Annotated in this window: 10 protein-coding genes; 7 read left to right on the top strand and 3 right to left on the bottom strand. The window is 63.7% G+C overall.

Going from position 1 to position 11,813, the window contains the following annotated elements; all coding sequences use genetic code 11:
- On the bottom strand, positions 1–249 hold a 249-nt coding region (locus H149_RS0115475), incomplete at its 3' end, for a transposase (RefSeq protein WP_020650680.1).
- A gap of 196 nt (positions 250–445) precedes the next feature.
- Between H149_RS0115475 and H149_RS23355 the strand changes: the two genes are divergently transcribed.
- From H149_RS23355 to H149_RS0115460, 3 genes are all read left to right on the top strand, one after another.
- Positions 446–637: a hypothetical protein gene (locus H149_RS23355; protein ID WP_154654849.1), complete on the top strand. Its 192-nt coding sequence runs from the start codon at positions 446–448 to the stop codon at positions 635–637.
- 184 nt (positions 638–821) lie between these two features.
- Complete coding sequence (locus tag H149_RS0115465) at positions 822–2,189, top strand: MFS transporter (RefSeq protein ID WP_020650678.1); 1,368 nt, start codon at positions 822–824, stop codon at positions 2,187–2,189.
- A 1-nt stretch (position 2,190) separates the two neighbouring features.
- On the top strand, positions 2,191–3,465 hold the full coding sequence (locus tag H149_RS0115460) for an FAD-dependent oxidoreductase (RefSeq protein ID WP_026353218.1): 1,275 nt from the start codon (positions 2,191–2,193) through the stop codon (positions 3,463–3,465).
- 40 nt (positions 3,466–3,505) lie between these two features.
- On the opposite strand, the gene H149_RS0115455 is transcribed toward H149_RS0115460, so the two are convergent.
- Together H149_RS0115455 and dgcA are read right to left on the bottom strand one after the other, a co-directional pair.
- Positions 3,506–5,065 carry a carboxylesterase/lipase family protein gene (locus H149_RS0115455; RefSeq protein WP_083931033.1) on the bottom strand — a complete coding sequence of 520 codons (1,560 nt, stop codon included), beginning with the start codon at positions 5,063–5,065 and terminating at the stop codon, positions 3,506–3,508.
- 6 nt (positions 5,066–5,071) lie between these two features.
- Positions 5,072–6,040 (bottom strand): N-acetyl-D-Glu racemase DgcA, encoded by a 969-nt coding sequence (dgcA, locus tag H149_RS0115450; protein ID WP_026353217.1) that lies wholly within the window; start codon positions 6,038–6,040, stop codon positions 5,072–5,074.
- 225 nt (positions 6,041–6,265) lie between these two features.
- On the opposite strand from dgcA, the gene H149_RS22320 reads away from it, so the two are divergent.
- Genes H149_RS22320 through H149_RS0115430 form a run of 4 tightly spaced genes read left to right on the top strand, consistent with a single transcriptional unit; the run spans position 6,266 to position 11,810 of the window.
- Positions 6,266–6,952: a TetR/AcrR family transcriptional regulator gene (locus H149_RS22320; RefSeq protein WP_020650674.1), complete on the top strand. Its 687-nt coding sequence runs from the start codon at positions 6,266–6,268 to the stop codon at positions 6,950–6,952.
- A 28-nt stretch (positions 6,953–6,980) separates the two neighbouring features.
- Positions 6,981–7,865, top strand: a complete 885-nt coding sequence (locus H149_RS0115440; RefSeq protein ID WP_020650673.1) for an alpha/beta fold hydrolase — start codon at positions 6,981–6,983, stop codon at positions 7,863–7,865.
- Entirely contained in the window at positions 7,862–9,277 is a 1,416-nt protein-coding gene (locus H149_RS0115435) for an amidase (protein WP_020650672.1), read from the top strand. Before H149_RS0115440 ends, H149_RS0115435 begins: the two co-directional genes overlap by 4 nt.
- Before the next feature lie 55 nt (positions 9,278–9,332).
- Positions 9,333–11,810 carry a TonB-dependent receptor gene (locus H149_RS0115430; protein ID WP_020650671.1) on the top strand — a complete coding sequence of 826 codons (2,478 nt, stop codon included), beginning with the start codon at positions 9,333–9,335 and terminating at the stop codon, positions 11,808–11,810.
- The last annotated feature ends 3 nt before the right edge of the window (positions 11,811–11,813 follow it).

Below are 11,813 nucleotides of genomic sequence, written 5' to 3'. Positions count from 1 at the left end.
CAGCTCGCGCACCTCGCGCTCCAGCTGCTTGAGCCGGTCCTGCTCGGCCGTCGTCACGCCGGGCCGCAGCCCGTGGTCCCGCTCATGCCGGCGAACCCACAGCCGCAGCGTCTCGGCCTCGCAGCCGATCTTCGCCGCAATCGACTGGATCGCCGCCCACTGCGATCCGTGCTCGCCACGGTGCTCGAATACCATCCGCACCGCGCGCTCCCTGACCTCCGGTGAATACCGCGTCTGCTTCTTGCTCATAGCTCCATCCTCTCAAAGAGTGGAGCCTCCGAGATAGTCGGGGCGGTTCAGGACGTCGCTGCTGCAGACCGTGGGAATCACGCTCGCCGAGCCTCCCGTTGTTCCTTGCGCCAAGTGGAGTCCCCACCGATACGTCGGCATTTACGAGAGTCTCGCGGCCCGGCTCGTCATCTCGGAGGGTGACGGGAAGCTGAGCTTGAAGGTTCAGTCGCGCATTCAAGGTCCTGCATCCGGGCAGCAGGCCGAGCTTATCTCGCACTCAGCAGACTGCTTCGATATCCGGAGCGCCGATCCCGCGCTGCAGGGAAAGCTGACTTTCATCGGCGTCGGGGACGGTCCTGCGCAATTCGTGCGCATCGGCGTCCGGATGGCGCGGCGTGTGGCCTGACTCTTCAATTCGGGAGAACGATCCATGTTTGAAGGTCGTCGCGTCGGCGTAACGGAAGGGCTACGCCCGTGCTGAGGCCTGGCGTCAAACCAGTGAAGGTGCTGGCGCGGCGCGCGCCGGGGTCGGCAGGCGGGTCAGGCGCATCAAGCCGCGGTGAGCCGAAGCACAGGTTCAAAGATTTGGCATGAACGCAAAGCCACTGACGCGCAGCCTGTTGCTCGCCTTCTCATTGCCGGCGGCGGTGCAGGGATTTACCCATACCGCCGCCGGCCAACTGTTGACGGGTGTCTATGCAAAGCACTTTGGCCTATCTCTGGGCGCGTTGGGCACCGCAGTCTTGTTATGCAAGATGTTCGATGCCATCACCGATCCACTGATCGGCCTGTGGTCCGACGCCCATCGTCGCCGGGGCGGCTGGCGGCGCACCTGGGTCGTGAGTGGGTCGCTTCTGGCTGCTGCTGCGCTGTGGTTTCTGTTTCGCCCGCCCGCAGGGGTCGGCATTATTTATTTCACGGTCTGGTATCTGCTGGTCTATCTGGGGTGGACCATTGCGGAGATTCCCTATCGGGCATGGAGTGTCGAGCTGACGCAGGACTACCAGCAGCGCACGCGGATCGCCGTCTGGATGTTCACGACGGCGCTCGGCGGCTCGATCGTGGTGTTCATGGTGCCGATGGCGGGTCCGCTGCTCGGCTTTGCGAAAACCCAGGAAGTGACGCCGACGACGCTGTCAGTCTTGGCCCTCATCACGGCAGTTGCGACACCGGTGCTGTGTGCTATCGCGGTGCGTCGCGCTCCGGAAGGGCCGGCGATCGACCAGGCTACGAACGAATCGCCATCAGAGCTTTGGCGATCGATTGCCGGAAATCGTCCCTTGCTGATCCTGACAGGGCTCTTCCTGCTTTACAGCTTCGCCAGCGGCATGGTGCAGGGGGTTCTGTTTCTGTACGTGGACGTCTACCTGGGCCTTTCCGAATATCTGGCTCCCATACTGCTCATCACCGGCCCCATGGCGGTGATCGCCACGCCTGTCTGGGGGTGGCTGTGCGGACGATATGAAAAGCATCGCGCCTGGGCTGCCGCCATCCTCGGGCAGGCCATCGCGGTTGGGCTAATGGGGCTCATTGTTCCTGGTGAGGCCGCGCTGATTCCCATTGCGATTCTGACCGCAATGAACTTTTTCTTCGGCGCTGCGGCTGGCGTGGCGATGCCGGCCATACTTGGCGATGTGGTCGACTACGGGACGCTACGGTTCGGTCGTGAACGTGCGGGGGTCTACTACTCTTTCTATACGCTGATGCAAAAGTCGATCAGCGGAGCCGGAATCGCGGCGGGCATGTTCATCATCGCGTACTTCGGCTTCGACGCCACCTCGCATCATCAGACGCAAAGCGGTGTTTTTGGATTAAAGCTTGCGTATGCCTACCTGCCCGCCGTGATCGCGCTTGCCATCGTGCTGCCCATGCTGCGTTTTCCAATCGATCGCAGACAGCACGGCCGGATTATTCAGGTGCTCAGACGCCGTGGCGCGACGGCGCGGCTTGCAAACTGACATGTCGTCGGAGAGCGTCGTTGTCGTGGGTGCGGGGCTCATGGGGCTCTGCACCGCAGCGGCTTTGCACCAGCGCGGCTACGATGTTCGCGTAATCGAGCGCGGACCGGATGTCGGCCTGGAGACCAGCTTCGCCAACGGCGGCATGCTGACCCCGTCGATGTCGGAGCCCTGGAATGCGCCCGGTGTTCAGTGGCAGCTGCTCAAGTGGATCGGCCGCGCCGATGCGCCGATGCTGCTTCGTCCCGAGGCACTGGGCCACTATCTTGATTGGGGTGTGAGATTCCTCGCGTCCTCGACGCGGGTGCGATACCAGGCAGCCATTCGCGCCAACTTCTTGCTGTCGGCGTACAGCATGCAGACGATGCGCAAGCTGCGGGCAGCGCTGGATCTGCACTACTGCGACGCGCGTACCGGCACGCTCAAGATCTTTCGCGACCAGGCGTCTCTGGACGCCTCCATGAAGCGAGGAGAGGCGCTGAAGGACCTGGGGCTCCTCTGCCTTCATCTCACGACGGATCAGATCCTGAAACGGGTTCCATTGCTCGCAACAAAGTCGGCGACGATCGTGGGCGGCATCTACTATCCGGAAGACGAGGTTGGTGATGCGCACCTGTTTTGCCAAGCTTTGCGCAGCGCCCTGATGAAACGGGGCGTTGCCATTGAATGTGGCACGACGGTTACCGGATTCCGAACGCAAGGGGGTGGCGTCGTCGCCGTCGAGATCGAAGGCGGTGAGATCGCGGCGCGATGCGTCGTCGTCGCCGCTTCAGCCTGGTCGCCGGCTTTGCTCAAGCCTCTCGGCATCAAGCTGCCTGTTCGGCCGGTGAAAGGCTATTCGCTCTCGGTTCGACTGAGCGATCCGGCGCTGCTGCCGCCGCTGCCCATCATCGACGACGATCTCCACGCTGCGGCAACGCCGTTGGGCGGAATGCTTCGTCTCGCCGGCACCGCCGAGTTCTGTGGCTGGAACGCCAGGATCGATCCTGCGCGCATTGAAACGCTGTGGCGTTTCCTGAAGTCGTGCAGCCCCGAGTTATTCGACGCGGCCCATCCGGATGACGCGAGATCATGGTGCGGCTTCCGACCGATGGCTGCGGATGGTCGCCCGTATATCGGCGAAACACAGATTCGTGGTCTCTATGTGAACACCGGGCATGGTCATCTGGGCTGGACCCAAGCCGCAGGATCCGGTGCTCTGATGGCCGCCATCATAGATGGCGGTCATCCGCCAATCGCTACTGCGCCGTATTCACCGTTAAGAAGTCGCGCATAACTCTGCGTGACCAGCGGCCTGATCTGGCGCGCACCTCGCACTATTGATCGCGAAACCAGTAGCGGCGGAGAGGCTCGTCCAGATCGGACACCAGCTGTGTTGTGTGGTCGATGACCATCGTGGCTCGATCACTTGAAGTGTATGGCGCCCAAGCCTGCCATTTCGCTGCCGCTGGCGCGCCGGTCCTGGCAAACGTGGTGAGAGCCTCGCGCATCAGCGAAGAAAGTTCGAGCGTTTCCGGATCGTCTCGCAACAGGGCCATGCCGGGACAGGTGCGAAACAGCAAGGCGACATCGACGCCATGGATGGCGCCTAAGCCGGGAATCGCCGATTCGTAATTCAGCTGGTAGTGATAGGTTTTTCCTGGGTGCGCGGCGGCGTGTGCTTCCGCAGCCCGGATGGTCGGCATGCGGAAGCACGCATCATTCACCATTTGTTCGTAGACGGCGCGGAGGCCGCTGTCCGGCATGTGCGCGCGATAGTGAGCCAGTAGCGCCGTGCAATCGCCATCAGGAACAAGACCGCCGATATGGTTCACAAAAATTCTCGCCGACAGGTAACGGCCTAGCGGTGATGCCAGCGAGAACAGTGTTCCGTCGTTGCGGCAGGTGCCGAGCAGCAGATCGATGTTGTTGGGCGTTCCCGAGCGATAGGTCGTGAGCGGCGGCTGTGGCAGAAACGTGGTTTCGGTAGCGGCCCCCCAGTGGACGATTCTCTGAAGGCTGATCGAGCCATACCGCTCCGGGCTGGGGGGATGCAGAATTCGCCTGAAGAGCGCGTTTTGCAGCCGGGCGAGAGCGGGCTGATCGAGCGATGCCAAAGCGTTACCGTCGCCTGGCGCGATGCCGACATCCTGCAGGGCGTCACGCGTCAGCTGGTGGTGTTCGTGTGCTGGCGCGCAGGGGCCCGGCATGCCGCCCATGGCGATGGCGCGCCTGAAAAGGCCCTTGCCTGCCGGGCTGGCAGCCAAATGGTAGACCGCCACGGCGCCGGCCGACTCTCCGAACAGGGTGACCCGGCTCGGATCGCCACCAAAGCTCGCAATGTGGTCCTGGATCCATTGCAGCGCTGCAAGCTGATCCTGAAAGGCTCGGTTATCCGAGCACAGCTCTGCGTCGAACAGGCCGCTGCCATGCAGGAAGCCCAGTGGTCCCAAGCGATATTGGATCGTAACCGCGACGACGTTCTCGCGCGCCAGCGCCGTGCCGTCATAGAACGCGTTGGCGCCGCCGCTCGTGAATGAACCGCCATGAATCCAGACCATCACCGGCAGCCGGGCATCGCGGTCCGGCGCCGGTGTCCAGACATTGAGCAGCAGGCAATCGTCGCCTTCTTGCGAGGAGGCGAAGCCGTTAATGGCATCAAAGTAACGACGCCGCGCGCGAGGGAAGGGGAGAGGCGGAGCCTTGCGGCCGAATTGCGAGCAGATTGCGCCATAGCGGCTGGCGTCCAGCACGCCTTGCCATGGTCGCCGTGGGCGAGGGGGTAGCCATTTTGCGGTGCCCTGCAAGGGTTCGGCGTACGGTATGCCCTTGAAAGCATGAATGCCGTTTTCGACGCTGCCGCCGAGATATCCCAGCCGCGTGTGAACAGTTGTCATCAGCGATCAGCCCCAGAACGCCGGCCAAGGGGGCTGCATCGTGCCGCGCTCATAAACAATGCCGCCGGGCCAATCCTCTTGCTGCAATACTGGACCATCGAGATCAACCACCTCGCAGATTTGTGCCAGTACCATCGCAGGCGCCATCGCCAGCGAGCCGCCGGTCATGCAACCGACCATCAATCGCAAGCCCTGTGCGCGTGCGGCATGGGCCAGCCGGAGGGCTTCGGTGAGACCGCCGGTCTTGTCGAGCTTGATGTTGATGAATTGGTAGCGGCCGATCAGGTGGGGCAGTTCGTCGATGGTGTTGACAGCCTCGTCGGCGCAGATCGGGATCGGGAGGTTCAGCCCCAATAGTCCGTCATCGGCGCCGGCGGAGACGGGTTGTTCCAGCAAGTCCACCTTCAGCTGGGCCATTGCCGGCGCGTACGCCTCCAGTTCGGCAATGCTCCAGGCCTGATTGGGGTCGACGACAAGCCGCGCATTCGGCGCAGCATGGCGCACGATGCGCACCGCCTCCACAGGCTCGGAGTGTCCTACCTTGATCTTGATCCACGGATGATCGGCGAGACGGCGCGCTGCGGACTCGTAGGCTGACAGCGGGCGGATGCCGATGGTCACGGCCGTGCGCACCGGCCCGCCGCGCGGCATGCCCGCACTCTGCCAGGTTCGGACGCCGGTCAGTTTGGCCTCCAGATCCCAGAGTGCGCAATCCAGTGCGTTGCGCGCCCCGCCGGCAGGCAGCAGCTGATACAGATCCTCGCGACCGGCGCCTGCCTCGATCGCTGCATGCACGGACTCGATCTGGCGCGAAATCGTCTCTGGGGTTTCGCCACGGTAGAGGACGCCGACGGTTTCGCTGCGCCCGACGTGGTTCCCTTCGTGCAATTCCACGATCGCGACGTCCGATGTCGCCATCGAGCCGCGCGAGATGACGAAAGGCTCTGTCAGCTGCCACGAGTGGCAGTGGGTCACTAGCCGGCGCCTACGCATTTGCACCCCCGCGCGGCCGGTGTTCCTGGGACGAAATCGAGTGCTGGAGCGGCAGCTGGAATCGCCTTGTGCAAGTGCCCCGGAGGCATGGATGGAAAGGCGTGCAGCGTGGAAATTCCATTCACGGGTCCTTAATTATAACCAATCGGTTGATATTGATTATAACCAAGCGTATAAATATTTCATCAGCCATAACGAGCCTGTCCTATGCCGCGCAGTAACGAGGAAAACACGCGAAAGCCTGGGCGCCCGCGCAAGCTCACCCGCGATCGCATCATCCGGGCGGCGATCGAAGTGCTCGAATTCGAGGGTTTTGGCGCGTTAACGATGCGCGCACTGGCCCAGCGACTGGGGGTCAACCATGCAACGCTCTACAACTACATCGGCCATATCGAGGACATAGAAAGCGAAGCGCTGCAGACCCTGACGGCACGCGTGCCGATTCCGAGCATTGAGCGGCCGGAATCGCTGCGACAGCAGTTGATCGAGCATCTGCGCGCGGTGCTGGAGCTGCAGCTGCAGCATCCGCACATGGTGCATGCGCCGGTCGGCTCGCCGACTTGGCGGACCCACATGAAGATCACAGATCGGGTTCTGCGTGCACTGACGGCGGACGGCCGCGATCTGATCGGGGCCGCAATTGCCTATAACACCCTGATTGCGCTCATGGCGACCAGCGCGGAGCGCAGCCGCAGCACGCGCAATGCGATGACCTTGCCGAAAGGCGCGCAGTTTTTCGAGGTGGAGCGGCAAGCGATTCTCGCGCTGCCCGAGGAGGAATCGGCGCTGATTCGCAAGCCGCTCCTGGAGCCCTTGCCGCCGGGAACGCCGTTCGATTCGCTTGACGCGGTGCTCAGCTTCCTGATCGACCGGCTTCTGCCGGGGCTCCAGTGAGCCGACTGCGAGTGAACAGGATCCGCAATTGACCGCCGATCGGATCGAACTCCGGCTCGCCGACGGCCGGCGGCTGGCCTATGCGGAGTACGGTGCGCCCGCCGGCAAGCCGATGCTGCTGATGCACGGCACACCGGGCGGACGTCTGCAGGCGCGGACGCTCGATCAGGCGGCAGGCGACGCGGGCGTGCGCCTGATCGCCGCGGATCGGCCTGGGATGGGGCACTCCGATCCGGTCGCGAACCTGAGCTACTTGCGCTACGCCACGGACGTTCGCCAGTTGCTCGATCACCTCGGGCTGCCGCGGATCACGATCGCCGCGATCTCGGGCGGTGGTGGGTTTGCGCTGGCCTGTGCGTATGCGCTGCGCGAGCGAGTGAGTCAGCTGCTGCTGGTATCCGCGGCGATGCCGGCGCCGCGCCAGGCGCGCAAGGGCACGGCCTGGCAAGCATTCGTGCTCGGCTGGCTGGCCGTGCACCGGCCGCGCCTGGCGCAGACCCTGATGCGGCTGTTGTTTCCGCGCCGGCTCGATGCAAAGACCGTGGATCGCATGATGCGGAGCATGCCGGCGCCCGACCAGCGCGTCATGCGGATTCCGGCGGTGCAGGAAGCCTTTCTCGGAGAACCCACGCACGACATGTTGCGCCAGGGATTCGCGGCGCTCGTGCACGAGCTGGCCCTGCACGAGGGACCGCTGGGATTCGAGCTGCGGGAGCTCGACGTCCCCGTCCATCTGCTCCACGGACTGGCGGACGTGAACGTGCCGGTCGGGGTTGCCCGCTACGCCGCCGCGCAGATTCCGGGTGCGACGCTGGAGCTGATCGACGACGCGGCCCATCTCTTCATCCTGGAGTCGCCCGAGCGCCTGTTTCGCCTCGTTCAGGCGCCGACCGCCGAGGCTCGACTCGGATGAGGCTCGACGAATACGCGCGGCACGATGCCATCGGGCTGATGGAGCTTGTGCGTCGTGGCGAGGTGAGCATCCGCGAAGTTCAGCATTGCGCGCTCGAAGCCGCCGCGCGACTGAATCCGCAGTTGAACTTTATTTCCGGCAGCCTCGACGAAAATCCCGTCTGGCAGAGCGAGGCGCCGTTTTCCGGACTGCCGTTCCTGGTGAAGGAAGGCAATGAGTGCAAGGGCTTCGCGGCGACGATGGGCTCGCGCCTGGGCGCGGGAATTGTCGCCCAGCAGGACGGTGCGATCGTCCAGCGCCTCAGGCACGCCGGCGTCGCAATCATCGGCGCAACGACGGCACCGGAATTCGGGCTCTATCCCGTCACTGAATCGGCCTTGCATGGCGCGACCCGCAATCCCTGGAACCTCGGCCACTCGCCCGGCGGATCTAGTGGCGGGGCTTCGGCCGCCGTCGCTGCCGGCGTCGTACCGGTCGCGCAGACCAGCGATGGCGGCGGCTCCATTCGCGGGCCGGCGCACTGCACCGGCATTTTCGGGCTCAAGCCCACGCGCGGGCGTACGCCGATGGCCTATCCGGGGTTGTTCGGGCTTTCGCACGCGCATGTCTCGACGCGCACCGCGCGTGACTCGGCCGCTTTCCTCGATCTCCAGCAAGGGCCGCATGCCGGCGCGCGGTTCTGGGTGCCGCGTCATGAGCGTCCGTTTCTGGACGAAGTCGGCCGCGATCCGGGCCGACTGCGCATCGGGCTGTGCCGCCACTCGCCGCTGACGACGCCGCTCGCGCCGGAGTGCGCGGTTGCGATGGAGAAGACGGCGGCTCTGCTGGAGTCGCTCGGCCATCACGTCGAGGAAGCCTCGCCGCCAATCGACTGGCCCCGGTTTTTCGATCACTTCCTGACGGCGTGGACGCACGCGCTCCCGCAAGGTGTCGCAGCCATCGGCGCGCTGTCCGGCCGCGAACCTGGAGCGGACACGCTGGAGGTGATGACGTCGAAGTTCCTGGAGCACGGCAGGAGCGTGACCGTCGACGATCTGTTGCAGGCCGAGACGATGTTCCACGGCGCGCGCCAGGCCGTCGATCGATTCTTCGGAACTTACGACCTGTGGATCACGCCGGCCGGCGTACAGCAAGCGCCGCGGATCGGGGAGTTCGACCCGGCCCGGGGCGGCGAAGACTTGAAGGCTTATGTCGGTCGCGTGTTGCGCGACTACGCAGCCTTCACCCCGCTGCTCAACATCACCGGACATCCGGCGGCATCGGTGCCGGTGTTTCACGGTGGCAATGGGCTGCCCGTGGGCACGCAGATCGTCGCCCGCATGGGGGACGAAGCCACCCTTTTCAGGGTATCCGCGCAGCTGGAAGCCGCCACGCGATGGACGTCGCGGCGACCGACTTGTTTCGTGTGCTAGTGCCGCCCCATTTCCGTCGAAGGACGATCAGACCCTGCTGGAGGACAAAGAGAGAATGTTCAAATTCAACCTGTGCCTGACCGCATTTCCGATCTTGATGGCAGCATGCCCGATTGTCTTTGCGGAGGAGGCTGCAGCGACAGGCAGCAGCTCCGTACAGGAATACGCGGACGCTGCGCCCCCCGTCGAGGGGGCTGGGCGAGCCGAGACGGATGCCGGCGCAGGCGGCATCAGCGAGCCGCCGCCGGATGTGGACGCCGCGACCAGTCCGTCGACACCGTTGCTTGACACCATCCCCGTCACGGGACTGTTGGCGGAAGCTCCCCAGCCATCGCCAGCGACGCCAACCGAGCAGGCTGAGCTCGAAGAAATCATCGTGACAGCGACCAAGCGTGCAAAGTCGCTGCGCGACATCCCCGCCTCCATCTCGGCAGTCGACGGCAAGGACCTCGAGTCGCAGGGGAAGTTGAATCTGGGCAGCTTTATCCAGGAGTCGCCGGGCGTGACTGCGACCGAGACCAGCCCCGGAATCATGCGTATCGCGATGCGCGGCATCAGCACCGACGCCGAACCGCTATCGATCATTCCGTCGGCGACGGGCATCTTGATCGGGGACGTCGCGTTTACCGATCCGTATATCTCCAGCATCACGCCTGATCTCAGCGCGTTCGATCTGGAGAGCGTAGAGATTCTCAAGGGGCCGCAGGGCACGCTGTTCGGCGGCTCCGCCTTGTCGGGCGCGGTGCGTTATGTCTTGCGAAGCCCCGTGATGAATGAATGGCAACTCCGTGGGTTCGCACAGCAGGTGAGCCCGCATGGCGGCAGCCACGCGTTCACCAGCGGGGTCGCACTCAACGTTCCGGTATACGAGGATCGAGTCGCTGTGCGGCTCGGCTATATCAGGCGTGAGTACCCCGGAGTCTATGACCTGACGCGCGATCCGCTCCAGGAAAATGTCGATGGCGCCGACGGGGAGCAGCTCCGTGCGATCCTCTCGTGGCAGGCGAGCGAAGCGCTGAACGTCAAGCTGACGCATCTCGATCAGGACTTTTCCGCCGCCAATACGCTGATCCTGGCGGATACGCGCGATGCACGCGAGAACGGCCGAAACATACTGGCCCAGCCCTCGTCGCACAGCTTTGATCTCGACAGTCTCGAACTGGACTACGACTTCGAGTCGGCGCGGGTCGTATCCCTGACGTCTCGTTCGACCAAGAAGCTGAAGTTCCTCGGCGATAGCACGACTGCCTTACTGGGCGTTCCGCCGCCGGGAACCCCGAAATCCGCGACGGTCTTCCAGCTCGTCAACGACGATTCCGAGGCTTTCGCCCAGGAACTACGACTGCAATCGCAAGGAGAGAGCGGCTTTCAGTGGCTCGTTGGCGCCTATTTCTACGACTACAAAGTCCGCTTCGATCTCCTCGAAGATCTGACCGCGCATCAGCAGATCATCGGTAACGACAGCCTGTTGAGTCGCTTGCTGGCAGGACTATCCGTTGATAGCGCGCGTCTGTATACCGAGACCACGTTGCTCTACGCGGTGACGACGCCCAAGGCGCAGGAGCGCGCGCTGTTCTTCGATCTGAGCGACACCTTTTGGGACGCGCTGGAGCTTTCGGCGGGTGCCCGGCTCTATTCGACGGAGGTCAAAGGAGGGTTTCACGGCGCCGGTGTGCTGGTGCGTGCGATCAACAACGGCCGGGATATCGATGCCTCCGACAATCGCATCAAGGAGAACGGCGTCAGCCCCAGGCTGGCGGCCACGTATCGCTTTACTAACCACCATTCGGTGTATGCGCAGGCCAGCCGTGGCTTCCGATTTGGCGGTTTGCAGAGTGTGCCGTCGTCTCCGTCCAACGGTGTTCCGCCGGTCTACAAATCGGACTCGCTGTGGAACTACGAACTGGGCCTGCGCACGAGCTGGCTCGAAAAGAGGCTGAACTTCGATATCACGGCGTTCTATATCGACTACAAGAATCCGCAGATCCAGCAGACGACGACCGGTATCCCGCTCAACTACACAGACAATGTCTCCTCGGCAGTGAGTCGGGGCTTTGAAGTCAACCTGCGCTGGATCACGCCACTGCCCGGCTTGCTGCTGGCGCTGGACGGCGGCTTGACCGATGCCCACATCACCAAGCCGTTCATCGCTTCCGACGGCACGCGGGTCGAGCCGGGGGCGGAGATGCCCGGAGCTGCCGATGCCCAGTACTCTGCGTCGCTGCTGTACTTCGCGCCGCTCGGTGTCGTCGACGTGGGCGCGAATCTCGGCTACACGTATATCGGCAAGGGGTACGGCGATATCGTACACAGCGAGCGCATCAACGATTTCGGCACTCTGAACGGTGGCATTACGCTGAGCAGCGAGGTCTGGTCGCTGCGACCGCAGCTGTCCTTGCAGGTCGCCAATATCCTTGATGTGACCGCCGCCCAAGGCGGGTCGACGAGGAAGAACATCGCGCAAGCGCCGGTCAGCAGCTTCCAGCTGAATCCGCCGCGGACATTCACGATCCGCCTGGGCCTGGAGTTCTGAAAT

Origin of the sequence: Solimonas variicoloris DSM 15731, assembly GCF_000382285.1 — a bacterium.
Taxonomy (GTDB): Bacteria; Pseudomonadota; Gammaproteobacteria; order Nevskiales; family Nevskiaceae; genus Solimonas; species Solimonas variicoloris.
The sequence above is the reverse complement of the archived record's forward strand: the minus strand, read 5'-3'. Positions and strand labels throughout refer to the sequence as shown.